Origin of the sequence: Peptoniphilus sp. KCTC 25270 (genome assembly GCF_021012875.1) — a bacterium.
GTDB lineage: Bacteria > Bacillota > Clostridia > Tissierellales > Peptoniphilaceae > JAJMZJ01.
Genome location: NZ_JAJMZJ010000001.1, coordinates 445888 through 461687, shown reverse-complemented (window position 1 = coordinate 461687; position 15800 = coordinate 445888). Strand labels below are relative to the sequence as shown.

General features: G+C 35.7%; 17 protein-coding genes and 1 other annotated feature. All 17 genes read right to left on the bottom strand.

Going from position 1 to position 15800, the window contains the following annotated elements; translation table 11 throughout:
• Window positions 1-6 precede the first annotated feature (6 nt).
• Entirely contained in the window at window positions 7-1779 is a 1773-nt protein-coding gene (locus LQU94_RS02220; RefSeq protein ID WP_230634835.1) for an aminopeptidase P family protein, read from the bottom strand.
• A 70-nt stretch (window positions 1780-1849) separates the two neighbouring features.
• The gene (locus LQU94_RS02215; protein WP_230634833.1) at window positions 1850-2467 is read right to left on the bottom strand and encodes a DUF655 domain-containing protein; all 618 of its coding nucleotides are present in this window, start codon (window positions 2465-2467) and stop codon (window positions 1850-1852) included.
• Between the two features lie 15 nt (window positions 2468-2482).
• Complete coding sequence (locus LQU94_RS02210) at window positions 2483-2854, bottom strand: RidA family protein (RefSeq protein WP_255702368.1); 372 nt, start codon at window positions 2852-2854, stop codon at window positions 2483-2485.
• Window positions 2854-3225 (bottom strand): ribosome silencing factor, encoded by a 372-nt coding sequence (rsfS, locus tag LQU94_RS02205; RefSeq protein ID WP_230634831.1) that lies wholly within the window; start codon window positions 3223-3225, stop codon window positions 2854-2856. Before rsfS ends, LQU94_RS02210 begins: the two co-directional genes overlap by 1 nt.
• 31 nt (window positions 3226-3256) lie before the next feature.
• Complete coding sequence (locus tag LQU94_RS02200) at window positions 3257-4147, bottom strand: LCP family protein (RefSeq protein ID WP_230634829.1); 891 nt, start codon at window positions 4145-4147, stop codon at window positions 3257-3259.
• The gene (gene yqeK / locus LQU94_RS02195; RefSeq protein ID WP_230634827.1) at window positions 4131-4709 is read right to left on the bottom strand and encodes a bis(5'-nucleosyl)-tetraphosphatase (symmetrical) YqeK; all 579 of its coding nucleotides are present in this window, start codon (window positions 4707-4709) and stop codon (window positions 4131-4133) included. The genes LQU94_RS02200 and yqeK overlap by 17 nt, the downstream gene beginning before the upstream one ends.
• Window positions 4699-5319 carry a nicotinate-nucleotide adenylyltransferase gene (gene nadD, locus LQU94_RS02190; RefSeq protein WP_230634826.1) on the bottom strand — a complete coding sequence of 207 codons (621 nt, stop codon included), beginning with the start codon at window positions 5317-5319 and terminating at the stop codon, window positions 4699-4701. The genes yqeK and nadD overlap by 11 nt, the downstream gene beginning before the upstream one ends.
• Window positions 5320-5329: 10 nt before the next feature.
• Window positions 5330-5617 (bottom strand): ribosome assembly RNA-binding protein YhbY, encoded by a 288-nt coding sequence (gene yhbY, locus LQU94_RS02185; RefSeq protein ID WP_230634824.1) that lies wholly within the window; start codon window positions 5615-5617, stop codon window positions 5330-5332.
• A gap of 9 nt (window positions 5618-5626) precedes the next feature.
• Entirely contained in the window at window positions 5627-6895 is a 1269-nt protein-coding gene (obgE, locus tag LQU94_RS02180; RefSeq protein ID WP_230634822.1) for a GTPase ObgE, read from the bottom strand.
• Window positions 6896-7028: 133 nt separating this feature from the next.
• Window positions 7029-7319 carry a 50S ribosomal protein L27 gene (gene rpmA, locus LQU94_RS02175; protein WP_230634819.1) on the bottom strand — a complete coding sequence of 97 codons (291 nt, stop codon included), beginning with the start codon at window positions 7317-7319 and terminating at the stop codon, window positions 7029-7031.
• Window position 7320: 1 nt separating this feature from the next.
• Window positions 7321-7653: a ribosomal-processing cysteine protease Prp gene (locus tag LQU94_RS02170; RefSeq protein ID WP_230634817.1), complete on the bottom strand. Its 333-nt coding sequence runs from the start codon at window positions 7651-7653 to the stop codon at window positions 7321-7323.
• Window positions 7653-7961 (bottom strand): 50S ribosomal protein L21, encoded by a 309-nt coding sequence (gene rplU / locus LQU94_RS02165; protein ID WP_230634815.1) that lies wholly within the window; start codon window positions 7959-7961, stop codon window positions 7653-7655. Before rplU ends, LQU94_RS02170 begins: the two co-directional genes overlap by 1 nt.
• A gap of 11 nt (window positions 7962-7972) precedes the next feature.
• Window positions 7973-8041, bottom strand: a sequence feature (ribosomal protein L21 leader region).
• Window positions 8042-8064: 23 nt separating this feature from the next.
• On the bottom strand, window positions 8065-9243 hold the full coding sequence (locus LQU94_RS02160) for a ribonuclease E/G (protein ID WP_230634812.1): 1179 nt from the start codon (window positions 9241-9243) through the stop codon (window positions 8065-8067).
• Window positions 9221-9910: a TIGR03936 family radical SAM-associated protein gene (locus LQU94_RS02155; protein WP_230634810.1), complete on the bottom strand. Its 690-nt coding sequence runs from the start codon at window positions 9908-9910 to the stop codon at window positions 9221-9223. The genes LQU94_RS02160 and LQU94_RS02155 overlap by 23 nt, the downstream gene beginning before the upstream one ends.
• Window positions 9894-11750, bottom strand: coding sequence for a TIGR03960 family B12-binding radical SAM protein (locus LQU94_RS02150; RefSeq protein ID WP_230634808.1), 1857 nt, complete (start codon window positions 11748-11750; stop codon window positions 9894-9896). Before LQU94_RS02150 ends, LQU94_RS02155 begins: the two co-directional genes overlap by 17 nt.
• The gene (locus LQU94_RS02145; protein ID WP_230634806.1) at window positions 11751-12464 is read right to left on the bottom strand and encodes a hypothetical protein; all 714 of its coding nucleotides are present in this window, start codon (window positions 12462-12464) and stop codon (window positions 11751-11753) included.
• 41 nt (window positions 12465-12505) lie between these two features.
• Window positions 12506-15799 (bottom strand): penicillin-binding transpeptidase domain-containing protein, encoded by a 3294-nt coding sequence (locus LQU94_RS02140; RefSeq protein WP_230634804.1) that lies wholly within the window; start codon window positions 15797-15799, stop codon window positions 12506-12508.
• Between the last annotated feature and the right edge of the window lies 1 nt (window position 15800).

Here is a 15800-nt window from a genome sequence, read left to right as displayed (position 1 = left end):
AGAGAATCAAATTTCCTTTGTTGCTTCTTTTAACCAATTTCTTTCTTCTTCTGTTAAATGAGATTCTAGGGTTTCATAGACATCTCTATGATAAGAATTCAAAAATTCTTTTTCTTCTTGGGTTAAAATTTCTACTTCAATTCCATCTAAATCGATAGGAACTTTTGTAAAATTTTCAAAACCGTAGAATGTACCATCTTCCGTTTCTCTAAAAGATACCACATGTACAGTATTCTCTGTACGAATTCCATACTTCCCTTCTCTATAGATTCCTGGCTCAATCGTTACAATATGTCCTTCTTCCAAAGTTGTTGGGTTTGGGTTGCGGAAAGAAAATCTTGGAGGAGATTCGTGTACACTAGAAAGATAACCAACCCCATGTCCTGTTCCACACTTGTAATCTTTTCCTTCTAACCAAAGAGGATAGCGAGCAATGGAATCCAAGTCTGCATCTCTTGTCCCTTTTAGGAATTTTGCTCGTAATAATGCGATGGATGATTTTAGAACTAAGGTAAAGTCATGTTTTTCTTCTTGACTAATTTCTCCCAAAATAATTGTACGAGTGGTATCGGTAGTACCTAATAAATACTGTCCGCCACTATCAATTAAAATCATTCCTGTATTTTTCATGGGAGCTTGGGTCTCTTCTGTGGCAGAATAATGCATCATAGCTGCGTTTTTTCCTACGGCCGAAATGGTAGTAAAACTTTCTTCAATAAAAGTTTCTCTCTCTTTTCTAAGTTGGAATAATTGGTTGGCTACATCAAACTCACCGGCAAAATCCAATGGATTTTTCTTAATTCTATACATTAATTTTGTTAAAGCAATCCCATCCTCTAAATAGGCTCTTTTTTGGTTTTCTATTTCCGTAGCATTTTTTATGGCTTTCATCTTAGAAGAGATATTTTTGCCTTCTATAATTCGATTGTTTTCTTCTAAAATAGAATAGATTTTTTGGCTTGTTGCATCTGGGTCCATGTAAATATCCAGTCCAGAGATTCCTTCTAACCCTTGGAATACTCGATCATAGTCAGAAATAACAATTCCATCTTCTTCCAAAATATCTTTGATCTCATCTGAAATTTTTGAGCTATGAATAAATAAAATTCCTCCATCTTCAATCAAAAGCAAATAGGCAACGGTAACTGGATTGGTTGGAATGTCTCTCCCACGAAGATTTAGAATCCATGCTATATCTTCCAAGGAAGAGATAAAGGTTGCGTTGGCATTTTTTTCTTGTAGCTCTTTCTCAATTCGATTCAATTTTTCTCTTCTAGATTCTCCTGCATAGGAATCCTCTAAAAGAAAAACAGATTCTTTCGGAATTTGAGGCTGTGTATCCCAAATTTCATTTACCGTCTTCCCATCAACCAATTGAATCTTAGACTTTGACAGACTTTTTTCTAAAGATACAAATTCTTTTCTAGGGTAAATTTGATAGGTTACCTCTACTTTGTCCCCTTCCTTTAATTCTTTTTCCAAAAAGGAAAGAATGGTTTCCTCTCCTTCTGTATTCCATTTGCACATTTCAAATTCACAATCTCGAATTTGGTTGGCACACTGAATAAAGTAACGCCCATCCGTCCAAACTTTTGCTTTATCTTGAGTTATAACGGCCGTCCCACTAGATCCTGTAAATCCTGTAATAAATTCTCTATGTTTATAACGCTCTGGCAGATACTCAGACAAATGTGGATCTGCTGTTGGGATAATAATGGCGTTTATTTTCTTCTTTTTCATTAGTTCTCGAAGCTTGCTTAATTTTTCATTGGTATTCATAATTTCCCTCCTTTTCCTATTGTAATTCATACAATAAAAAAGCACAATAAAAGCCCCGTAAGGGGCTCTATTAAACTTGAATATTATTTTTTAATTCTTCAAATTTTTTCTCACCAATCCCAGGAACTTCTTTCAAATCTTCCACCTGCTGAAAAGGATGTTCTTCTCTATAGCGAATGATTTTCTCTGCTGTTTTTTCGCCCACTCCTGGCAAAGTAGTTAGTTGCTCTTTTGTTCCTGTATTGATATTTACTACTGATTGACTTCCACTTCCATTTACAAACCCTACGGCTTGGTTGGTTTCTTCTAACTCTCCATATTTGGGAATATGGATCTTTTCTTCATCATGCAATTTTCTTGATAAATTTATTTTATCTAAATCTGCCTCAGAGGTTGCTCCACCAGCCAATTGAATCGCATCCACCAATCGCGTTTCTGGCTTTAATTCTAAAATTCCTGGTTGATTTACTGCACCACTAATATGAATGTAAATGGACTCTTTGCGTCCTTCCGTCAAAGAATCTTCTTGGTTTTCCTCCAAAGATGTTATCTCTTGACTATTAGAAAGGGCAAAAATTGCTTTTTCTTCTGAGCGATATCTATTTCCCATAAAGAAAACAAATATTGCCCCTACAAGACAAAGCATGCCTAGAAAAATTTTCTTTTCTCGAGATGTAAAGTCATCCATAGTATACCTCCACTACTATTTACTAGCAATGGCCTCAATTTCAATAATACTATTTTTAGGTAAGGTTTTTACTGCTACACAAGATCTTGCCGGTTTGTGTTCAGAGAAATATTCAGAATAGACTTCATTTACAGAGGAAAAGTCATCCATATTTGTAATAAAAATGGAAACTTTAATTACTTTATCTAAAGAAGAACCCGATTCTTGTAAAATTGCTTTTACATTTTCCAAACTCTGTTTTGTTGCTTCTTTAATTTCTGTTTTTAATTCTCCTGTAGCAGGATCTGCTGGAATTTGACCAGAAGTAAAAACCAAGTCCCCCACAACCATACCTTGAGAATAAGGTCCAATCGCTGCTGGAGCGTTATTTGTGTGAATCGTATTCATTATTCTTCTCCTTCTTCCTCTTCCTTATTCATTTCTTTTCTCTCTTCGCCCCATAATCTTTCCAAAGAGTAATATTCTCTTTCTTCTCTATGGAAGACATGGACGATTACGTCTTCAAAATCTAGGATAATCCAGCGAGATTCACCATTTCCTTCTTTATGGAAAATATCGTAACCATTCTCAGCCATCTTATCAATAATTTCATCCGCTATCGCTCGAATTTGAGGAACTGAGTTACCACTTACTATAACAAAATAATCTGAAATGGCACTCATATCTCGAATATCCAAAACTCTCGTATTGATTCCTTTTTTATTGTCCGCACTATCAATAATAATATCTAATTTTTTGTTGCTATCTTTGGCTTTCATATATCACCTTCCACCTCTATTTTAACACGAATCATTTAATCTTCAAATCTTTTAACATAGAATCTGTCTGTTCCATATCCAAAATGTAATAAGAGATTCCATCTACCATTTGTGGTGTCCCAGGCAAAGTTGCCGTCGTCATTCGATCTTGGCCGATTTTTAAGGTTTCAAAACCCATTCTTACTACGGAGCCCAATGGCATATTGCTGTTGGTGTGATCCATATAACTAACCAACAATTGAGGAGAATGCAATACTCCAGACTTGCTTTTTAATTTATTTACCAAAGCACTTATAAATTGTTGTTGCGCTTTCACACGATCCAAGTCCGCATTGGCATACCCTTTTCGAAAACGTAAAAATTGAAGTGCTTCATCTCCATTAAGGGTTTGAGGACCTTGTTTCAAATCAATATATAATGGAGGATCTGCCGTTGGATCTTCATATTTCATATCCATAGGAACATCTACGTCAATTCCTCCCATAATATCTACCACATCTTTTACAAAGGCATAGTCAATCACCATATAATAAGGAATTTCTAACCCTAAATTTTGGTTGACTGTTTTCAAACTTAATTCGCTACCACCATAGGCGTAAGCATGATTGATTTTTGTTTTCCCTTCGTGACCTTCAACACTAACCCTCGAATCTCTAGGAACAGACAAAAGTCGAATCGAATCATTTTTTCTATCTACATCTAAAATCATCATAACATCTGAACGAGTGTTTTCAGCTTTTTTTGCATTTAAGCTATCCACTCCAATAATTAACATTTGGAACTTATTTGTATCAGATGTAAATTGATCCACCGTTTCCTTTGCAGCCGTACTTTCTTCTTGTTGCAACAGAAAATATCCACCACCGACAATGGCCGCGATGACCAACAAGGTAATAAAAAAACCTTTAATAAAGCTCTTCATGCTTTTTATTCACCCTTTCATTCCAACATAAAATGGAATCTATAGAAATTTTTTGTTTTTTTTCAATTAAAAAACGAATGGTATTTCCCAAAGCCATATCGAAGGCTTCTTCCAAATTGTTCTTTGCTACAGAACGAATCTTCTCTACCCCTGGAAACTCCCTTCCTTCCTCAATATAGTCCGCTAAATAAATTAAAATTTCCAAAGAACTCATTCCAGCTCTACCTGTCGTATGGTATCGAATGGCGTTAAGAATTTCTTCGTCCGTTATTCCATACTCTGTCTTTATCATTTCAGCTGCCAAATATCCATGTGCAATAGAGGGGATTTCTTTCCATTCCTCTCGAAAAGGAAGTTTATATTTTTCCGCTTCCTTTTCCAAGGCTCCTCCACCCTTTATCTTCATACTATCATGAAAAAAGGCAGCTACTTTTGCTTTTTCCGGATCTATATTGTGAATTAGAGCCAATTCTTCCGCTTTCTCCATAACGCGCAATGTATGGGCAAATCGTTTTTCTCCAATTCGATCTATGGTCTCTTCCTGAAGTTTGTCAAATTCCATGATATCCTCCATACAAATCGTGCTCTTTTATGTATTGAATCACAGGTTTTGTAATTAAATAACGAACCGAAATATCCAATTCCATACGATTTCGCAAATCCGTTGAAGAAATCTCATATCTAGGTGTATGCAATAAAATTACATCTGCGTTATACATTTCCTTTAAGTAAGAAATTTCATTCTTCGCCACTTCTTCTGATATGGCTTCAAACCCGGGTCGAATGGCGCAGACAAAGGTGCATAACTTCGCTAAATCTCCAAATTTTTTCCATTTTTTAAGGTCCATTAAAATATCAGAACCAAGGAAGAAATAAAATTCTCCCTCAGGGTTCTCCTTTTTTAATTCATTTAATGTATCTACAGAATAAGATTTTCCTTCACGTTTCATCTCTATATCAGAAACAAAAAACTTAGGATTGTCTTCTATGGCCAGTTTCACCATAGCATAACGATCATAATCTCTTACATTTTCATATTCTTTATGAGGTGCATCTCCCGTTGGGATAAACAAAACACGATCCAAATCTAAATCTTCTCGAATGTACTCACTCATCATCAAATGTCCCAAGTGAATTGGATTAAAAGATCCACCCATGATTCCTATTTTCATAAAACATCACCTAAATTTGAATCGTTGGATTTTCTTTCGATTCCCGATAAATGGTTAATTTATTTCCTATGGATTGTACAAATTCTGCCCCCATCTTTTTCAAAATAAAAGGCGTTATATCATCCAACTCTTCTGGAGAGTTTTTTAATAAAACAATTTTTACAATCTCATGATCTTCTAAAAGACGATCTAATTGGTCTAAAAATCCTTGATTCACTCCATTTTTTCCTACCTGAATCAAAGGTCGAATTCCATGAGAAATGGATTTTAATTTCGCTCTCTGTTTTCCTGTTATCATATCTTCTCCTTACTCAAAAAACTCAAATTCGTAGCCCGATATATAGACAGACTCTCCTTCGTCAATACCTAACTCTCTTAGCTTATCAATTACGCCATTTTTTCGTAAATTTTCTTGGAAATAACGAAGAGAATCTCGATCATCAAAATAGGTAGACCCTAACAATCTTTCAATATAAGAACCTTCTACAATGTATTGATCGTCCTCTTTGCGAACAATGATTTTTTCTTCTTCCACATGTTCTTCCACATATTCTTCATCGTATGTTTCATATTCAATAGGAGAATTTTGCACAATTTCGTAAGCTTCATACAATAAAGGACTTAGATTTTTTGTCGTTGCTGCAGATCCGGAAAATACTTTGTATCCTTTTGGAATAAATTCTTCTTCCACTCTTTTTAAGCCTTCTTCTGCTCCTGGAATATCCATTTTATTGGCAAAAATAATTTGTGGCTTTTCCATTAAGGAAGCGTTATAACTTTCCAACTCTTTATTGATTTTATAGAAATCTTCAATTGGATCTCGTCCTTCTGATCCTGAAACATCCAATACATGGATTAAGACACGAGTTCTCTCTACATGTCGCAAGAAATCGTGACCGAGGCCAACGCCTTCTCCAGCCCCTTCAATTAACCCTGGAATATCTGCCACAACAAAACTCATTTCTTCTCCTAAAGATACCACCCCTAAATTGGGCTCAAGAGTCGTGAAATGATAGTTGGCAATCTTAGGTCTAGCGGCTGAAATTACAGAAAGCAAAGTACTCTTTCCTACATTGGGAAATCCTAAGAGCCCAACATCTGCCAATAGTTTTAATTCTAAAGTAATCTCTCTCTCCTGTCCCTTAAATCCTAGTTGAGCAAAAGAAGGAGCTTGTCTTGTTGCGGTTGCATATCTAGCGTTTCCTTTTCCGCCTTTTCCTCCTTGTGCAATGATAAATTCTTGATTCGGATTTTTCAAATCGACAATTACTCGACCAGATTTTGTATCCTTTACTAAGGTTCCTACGGGAACTTTTAGGATAATGTCTTCTCCATGGGCACCAAATTGTTTTTTATTTCTGCCCTTTTCTCCATTATCGGCCTTATATACTCTTTTATATCGAAAATCCATTAAAGTATGAATTCCTTCATCCGTTTTTATAATAACAGAGCCACCGTTTCCTCCGTCACCACCAGCAGGTCCACCTGCCGGAACATATTTTTCTCTACGCCAAGCAACGGCTCCATCGCCGCCTTTTCCAGCTTTTACTGTAATTTGGGTAACATCTACAAACATCTGCTCACCTCCATTTTCCGTATTCTTTATTATATCATATTTTCATTTCTGATTTGATTTCATGCTATTTCTTCACAAAAATTGCACGGAATTTATAAAAAGAAAAGAGCTGTAGAAATCTACAGCTCTCGTTTTATGCTAATTCTTCAAAAGGTAAAACATTTACAACTTTTTTATTTTTGCCTTTTGTTTCAAATGCAACTCTTCCGTCCGCTTTAGCGAATAGAGTATCGTCGTTTCCACGACCAACATTTAGACCTGGATGAATTTTTGTTCCTCTTTGACGAACAATAATATTACCAGCGATTACATGTTGTCCATCCCCTTTTTTAACGCCTAGACGTTTGGACTCAGAATCACGACCATTTTTGGAACTACCCATCCCTTTCTTAGAGGAGAATAGTTGTAAGTCAAAACGAATCATCTCAAACCTCCTGTATTTTAATCTCAATATATTTCGAATAATTTTCTTGGATTGCCATTAAACCCACTTCTAAAGATTCTAGAATCACTTGTGCTTCTTTGGAATCAGCGACATTTTCTTCTAGCCTTAAAAGCAAATGACCATCCTCTTGTTCTATTATACACTCTTTTTCATCTATATGTGCAATTTGATTTAGACTCAATATAGATGTCAACGTAAGAGCGGAAATACTCCCGCACACAACCGACCCAAAATCATCCACTGTATCGGCGTGTTCTCTTGCCAAAAATCCCAAGTATAAATCTTTGCGCTTATAAATGGTTACCTTGGTCATTACGCTAATTTACCAATTTCTACTAAAGTGTATGGTTGACGATGACCTTTTTTCTTACGTTCGTTCTTTTTGGATTTGTATTTGTAAACGATCACTTTTTTGTCTTTCGCTTGACGTAATACTTTTGCTTCCACTTTTGCATTTTCAACGTAAGGACTTCCTACAGTCAAGTTTCCTTCATTGTTGATTAAAAGTACTTTATCAAATGTTACAGCTTCTCCTTCTGCTACATTTAATTTTTCCACTTTTAATACATCACCTTCATGAACAGTGTATTGTTTTCCACCTGTTTCAATTACTGCGTACATTGTAGCACCTCCTCTTTACAAGACTCGCCTTTATAGGTAACTAAGAGTTTTCAACCTATTCCGAGCGGTTACAGTTAATTATATTACCATAGAATTCTCTATATTACAAGCTTTTCTCATAAATATTTCGATTCTTTTTTGCTTCATTATAGCGCAAGACAAATCTCTCTTTGTTTCGTTGCACTGAGATTTCAAATAAACCCATATTAGAAAACCCAAAGAGATTTTTCTGTGTTTCATCCAAAGATAAGATGGAATCCATTCTGCTATAAATTTCTTTTTTATGTTCTTCACTTTTCATTCGAATAAAATCTATTGCAATCATTCCGCCGATTCCTCGCAATAGAATTTGTCTAGCGATTTCAGAGGCAGCCTCTTGGTTGGTTCGGTAAATGTATTCTTCGAAATTAAATTCTTCTTTTGCATGGCTTGTATTCACATCTACCACGGTCAACGCTTCCGTATCTTCTATCACAATATTAGATCCATTCTCCAAATGGATGGTTCGTGAAAACAAACGATCAAATTGTTCTCTAAAATAAGGAATTCCTCGAATGCTAAATTCCTCGTCTAGTAGGATATTTTCTATATTTAAGCTTTTTAATTTTCGATACAATTTTTTTTCATTTACGACCAAAGATTTTCCGTCTAAATTCTGCAAAAACATTTCATACCCAGATTTACTAAAAAGAAGTTTCGGAACGGGAAGAAAATTTCTCTCTCGAATGTATTTCTCTTCTTGTTTCATTACATAAGAGTAATCTTCTTCTAGTTCTTGGTAGGTAGCATTCTTACTGTCTGTACGTAAAATCATACCACCAGAAAACTCTTTTCCCTTTAACCAAGATATCAAGCGATCTTTTTCTTTTCTATTGGCAATTTTATTGGAAACCTTTATCCCTTTGCCACTTGGAATATACACTAAATTCTCAGAACGAATGCTGTATTCCATTGTCACTAGGGGACCTTTTTCGTCCATACCAGGTTTTTTCACCTCAACAAAAACGGTATCTCCTTGTTTTATTTCTCTCCCAAGCCAATGTTTTCGAAAAAAGCGTCTTGGCAAATATCCATTGTGTTTTTCTCCTATATTTACAAAAGCACAATCCAAACGCTCTACCAATTGGGTTACTTGGGCGCGATAAATATTTCCGACTATGGAGTTATTGTCCTTTAAGTCTATCTTTACGAGTTTCCCCTCTTCTATCTGCCCAATTAATTCAGGATATTCGCAATCAATAAAGAAAAAGTTGGAATTTTTATAATCGAATTTCTTGTCCATCCTTATCAAAACTCCTTTTTCGACGAATTTGTACCAAATCAAGATCCAAATCCAAGTCTGAATGGCTAAAAATTCCTTGCAGCAAGCGATCTGGTCTTAAATTGTTATCTGCTCCAGCAGATAATCGAGCCATAAGGACAATTCCTGTTTCTCGTCTTTCCATATCTAAAGAAATTACCTTTCCACGAATGTCCTCTGTCACAACAATTTTTTTCTTCCCTTTTTTTCTTTTTCTTTCTACCAATACTTCCTTTTTCTCTTTGAACTCTTCTACATATTTTTCAAGTTCCTCATAAGGAGGGCTCAGTTCATAGGGAAAAAACATTTCGTAATCCGAACTTCTTACACGACTAAAGACAGATTCTTTATCGAAATCAACAGCCACTTGAGTTACTTTCAATCCTTCTGGTAAAGCTGCATTTAATCGCTCTGGAATGGTTTCCCATGGAAAATCTTCTTCTATTTCAAAATCCATGGTCTCGCTTTCACTTTCCACTCCTAAGGATAACGGCACAGCAATGGACATCTTCATGTGAGGATTGTATCCTTCGCTCCATAGAATCGGAATTTGTGCTCGTTTCATCGCACGAGAAAACAAACGAATGGTATCCAAATGAGAAATGAATTTTACCATTCCTATTTTATAAAACTCAATTCTTACTAGCATGAAAATCCTCCCACATTGAACAATCATTGATCCCGCAGCCGTTGCATTGGTTTCTGCAGTCTGGAGTTACCTCTTCTTTTATGGCTCTTTCATATTCTTTCCATAAATAAGATTTAGACACTCCAATATCTATAAAGTCCCAAGGAAGGAATTCCTCTTTTTCACGAGTTCTTGTTGCATAGAAATCTCCATCAATTTCTACTGCTTCCATGGCTTTATTCCATTGCTCGAAATCGAAAAACTCACTCCAACCGTCAAATTTTTGTCCCATTTCCCAAGCTTTATAAATGGCAGATCCTACTTTTCGGTCCCCTCGAGCAATAATAGCTTCAATGCGACTTACTTCTGGATCATGGTATTGGAAGCGAACTTTTGGATCTCGAATATCTTTTTTCACATGATCAATTTTTTCATAAAAAGTTTCTACGCTATCTTGCCCAATCCATTGGAATGGCGTAAATCCTTTTGGAACAAAACAGCTGGCAGAAGCTGTTACTTGGAAATTTCCTTTAATATCTTCTTTTGGACGATTAAAGAAAACCGTACGCACTTTATTGGCTAAATCCGCAATCCCCGCCACATCTTCTAAGGTTTCGGTCGGTAAACCAATCATAAAGTATAACTTAATTTTACTCCAACCTTCATCAAAGGCAGATTTTGCTACTCGCATTAGATCTTCTTCCGTAACGCCTTTGTTGATTACATCTCGCATTCTTTGGCTTCCTGCCTCCGGAGCGAAAGTCAACCCACTTTTTCGGACTTTTTCAATCTCTTTTAATGTATCGATAATAAAGCTGTCCAAGCGCAAAGATGGCAAGCTAATTCCTACATTTTCCTTTTCGTATTTTTCTACTAACTTATGAATCAAATCCATAAGTTGTGTATAGTCACAAGAAGATAAGGAAGTTAAAGATATTTCATCATATCCTGTATTTTTCAGCAGATTTTGAGCAATTTCCATTAACTTATCTTCGCTTCTTTCTCGAATGGGACGATACAACATTCCCGCTTGGCAAAAACGACATCCATGGGTACAACCGCGAAACAATTCCAATACGGCTCGGTCATGAACCGTTTCCATAAAGGGCACAATCTGACGATCATGAACAAAAGTTTCATCCATATTTTCTACACGGACTCTTTTAATCGTTGGCTTTGCTTCTTCCGTATTTGGTTTCATTGAAGCAATGGTTCCATCTTCCTTGTATTCTACATCGTAAAATTGTGGAATGTAGACGCCATCTAATTTAGCACATTCTTTCAAAATGGTTTCACGATTCCAATTTTCTTCTTTTCCCTTTTTTACTACATCCATTACCTTTACATTGATTTCTTCCCCTTCACCAATGAAAAACATATCGATGAAATCAGCCAAAGGTTCTGGCGTTGTTGCACAGGGCCCACCGGCCACAACAATAGGATCTTCTTCGGACCGATCTTTGACGAAAATAGGAATGTTCCCCAAATCCAACATATTGATAATATTGGTATAACTCATTTCATATTGAAGCGTAAAGCCCACCATATCAAAAGCGCTTAGTGGCTCTTTGGATTCCAAAGAAAACAATGGAATCTCTTCCGATCGCATCACTTCTTCCATATCAGGCCATGGAGCAAATGCTCTTTCGCAAGAATATCCTTCAACTTCATTGATCATATAATATAAAATTTGCAAGCCCAAATGACTCATTCCAACTTCATATACATCAGGAAAACAAAAGGCAAAATTTACTGTATTGCTCTTAAATTCTTTGTGAATCGTTCCTAATTCCCCACCAATATAACGGGCGGGTTTATTTACTTTTTTTAAGCATTTTTCTAACTTTGATACATTAATCAATTAGGATCCCCCTTGTAAAAAAGAAAACCATCTTTTTTCTTTCTTCTCTATTTTTTCTGATACTTTTTCTTTTCCTTCTTTAATCCACTCATATTTTAAGTATGGGATTTCCTCATTCTCCTCTTCCTCTAAAATATATCGAAAGGTTTCATAAACAAAATTGGGTGGATTCGAGAGGAATTCTTCTCTTTCTTGGTCTGTTTTTACTTTATTCATAAGAATATGAACTTTAGGATTCAATTTTTTCCTCATAAATACAAATTGTATTTCATCTAAGGCTCTTCGTGATATTTTTTCTTTGGTTATTACAAAAGTAAATTCAGCGTCTATACTTGCCCAAAATTCTAAATCTCGTTCCTCGTAAGAAGAAAAATCAACAAATATATTATCATATTGATCTACAATTGGTCTCATTTTTTCTAAAAAAACCTCTTGATCCCAATCTATATATTCCTTTTTGGGAGAAGATAGAACCAAAGCCAAATTCTCTTTTAGAAAGATAAGGGTATCTTCCCAATCACAAAAATCTTGTAGATAATCTTGGAAATGATAAGGGCTTATTCCTTCCACTTCGTTTAATAAATCCTGAGATCTTAGACCAATGGATCCATCCAATAATAGAGTCTTTTTTTCTTTTGCACTTTCATAGGCTAATGCCTGAGCAACGGATGAAGTTCCGACTCCTCCTTTTGTTCCAATTATACAGTGAATCATTATTCCTCCTAATAAAGAAAAAGAGATTTTCACCTCTTTTTCTAAAAATCTATCTTTGTTTCAATGGGAAGTTCGTCTGTGTAAATTTTCTTATTTAATCCAAAATATTCAGCCATAACCCCTTGCATAAGTGGACTTGCATTGGATCCACTTCCTCCTTGGAATAAAAGAATACAAACAGCAATTTCTGGATCTTTCGATGGAGCAAAGCCAACCTCCCAGGCAAAGCTGTCATACGTGTCTCCTGTATAAGGATTTACCCCACTTCTTTGAGCCGTTCCAGTTTTAATGGCAACATCAACAGGAAAATCTTTGAAAATTGCTTCATTTACTCCACTATCTGCCACCATTTCCATCCCATTTCGAATTTCATCATAAAAGGCCTCGTTGGTTATTCCTATCTTTTCCGTTTCAATTTTGGTTTTTTCCAAAACTTTTTTTGAAGTAGGGTCTACCACCCTATCTACAATGTGCAATTTGTGCAAGTCTCCATGATTGGCTAAGGCCATTACATATCGAGCAATTTGTACAGGCGTGTAAGAATTGTTTCCTTGGCCAATGGTAACATTTAATGTATCAGCTATGGTCCATTTTGCTTGATCGATATAGGTATATTTTAATAGATCGACAAAAGGAACTCTTTGTCCCTCAACTCTTTTGTCTGGATCTATTTCTAAAGCTTTCAAAAATTCATATACTTGGGGACGAGTCATGGTTTTTTCTTCATCTAAAGAAGCAATTATCTTATTGATCAATTCTTGTTTTTTCTCATCTTGTAATTCTTCTTTTCCTATATATAGGCTTTCAATATGATTGTTTAAGAAATTATTGAGCAAAGTTTTTAGAAGATTTCCTTTTGACTCAGGGTTTGGACGAACTCCTTTTGTTTCTTGAGGGATTTTTATTTCCAATCCACTGGTTTCTCCCAACCCAAATTGTTTTGCCATTTTTGAAATATCATCGGCTTCTACTTTTACTCCTACACTTTGTCCTGTCTTTTGATTTTCTCCCAAAGCGATGGTGTAGAAGTAGTAATTACAACTATCTCGAATGGCATCTGCTAACGTTTCATCCCCATGAACTTCTCCTTTTTGATTCCAAAGCCAACAACCAAATCGATGATTTCCTACATCTACAAATCCGCCGTCTGGAATGGCCAATTTAGGATCCAATCCTTTTTCCAAACCTGCCATCCCTGTTACCATCTTAAAAATACTTCCCGGCTGCACAGCGGATTGCATGGCCGTATTGTACAAAGGTCTTGGAGCAAGAGGATTGTCTTCTTCCTCTGGCATTAGACTTTCCCAATTCATGGCGTTGATTCCTTTGGCAAAAAGATTGGGATCGTAATCTGGATAATTCGCCATGGCTAGAACTCCACCATCTTTTACATCTACTACGACAATCGATCCGCTAGTTGCTTGAGAATAGGGGCGTCCCTTTTCATCACTAGAAAGATATTGGAAAGTTCCCCAAGGGCTTTGGTATTGCCCTCCCTTTCGAATATTTTCCAATTCTTTCTTTAAGATTTCCTCTGCCTTTTGTTGAATATCCACATCAATGGTCAATTGTACATCTTTTCCTGGTTTTGGGGCCGTTTCTCGAATAATTTCTGTCGTATTCCCTACAGAATCCACTGTCAAATGTTGACTTCCATTTGTTCCATGAAGACGATCTTCATAGACATTTTCTATTCCGGTTTTACCAATCAATGCATTTCTATCGTATCCATTTTTATTAACAAACTTCTCAATCTCTGTATCCATGGCAATATTTCCTATATAGCCTAAAACATGGGCCGCTGAATTTCCCAAAGGATAATTTCGTATTGGTTCTATGGAAATTTCAACTCCTTGGTTAATGGGCAAATTTTCTTCTATTTTCGCCACAGTTTCATCAGATACCTCATAGGCATAGTTAATTGGCACATAGGCATAATTTCCTTGATTGTCTACTTCATTATAAATATTTAAGATATCTCGTTTTTCATAAGGAGATAGAGAATCTTCCACTTTTCTTCGTTTGCAAATTTCATCGAATAATTTTTCGGCTCCATCCTTTGTTTCCATGCGATAACGACCAAAAAAGTCCATTGCATTTTTAAGAGAAGTATATTGATAGTTTCCATCTCCTATGGAAATCCCTGGATTGATTCCGTCTGTGATAATTTGTCTTTGAGCCAACGAACGCATATTTTCTAAAGATAAAAATCCTTCCATGGACTTTGCTTTTCCCATTTCTTTCAGAACATCTTCGGTAATATCAACCTCTTTGTTTTTTATTTGAAGGTAATTTCCGTCTTTGGTGTATTTTATCTCTTTCCAATCTGTATTATTTTCTAAATATTCTTTTAGATAATGCAATGGTTCTTTGTTCTCCTCGGTTCCATCCTGCAATAATAGATTGTAGAAGGATTTTTCTCTCAACAAAGAGTAAAAATCTTCTTTTGCCGTGGAATCCCAAGTAATTTTTGAAGAGTTTTTCATCAAAACAGCTTTGGCCTCTATATAATCATCAAAATATTTAAGCCCAAATTTTCGCAGAGAGATTTGAGGCAGCAAATGATTTTTCTGAATGGTTTTGTAAATTAATTCTCGTCCAATAGAGTTTTGATAAATTTGTCGAATGATTGTTTCATTATTTGCTAGGACAATAGGCAAATCCTGCTCAATTCCTGCTTCTTTGGACAGATTATGAGCCTCTTTGAATTGATTTCTTAGGGGTTCGCTTCGATAAGAAACCGTGTTGGTTCTTTCATTATAGTCCATATATCCATTTTCGCTGTCCCACCCTGTAGCATTTAGAACTTGCCGTAAAATAGAATAGGAAAAATGATTTTTATATGGTTTTTGGTAAGTTCTTCCTAATAGATCCTTCCAATTTTCTTCTTGAGAAAATACCTGAAAAATCAAATCTTCGACTGATTCTTCTTTGGTATATCCACTTAAATTACGAAATACGAAAGAATTCAGTTGAATAGGAAAACTATCCTTATACTCTACGCCATCTTCTTCAATATAACGGGAAAGACGTAGGAAATTATTATTTTTTATCTCCGGATCGACCGTTTCCAGCTCATCTTTACGCAATTGAACCGTAAATACAGGACGATTCCCAGCCAGTATAACTCCGTTTCGGTCCTTTATATTCCCTCTTTGAGCCGTTACTTGAACTTCTTTTAATCGTCTAGAATCTGCCAGTTCTCTATAAGATTTTCCTTGAAGGACAGTAATTCGAAACAATTGGAAAATAAGTAACACAAAAAGAGCAAGCACTATGTATTGAAACACATGCATTCGATTCCAGCCTCGAATTTTATTTAGCAAATCTTTCATA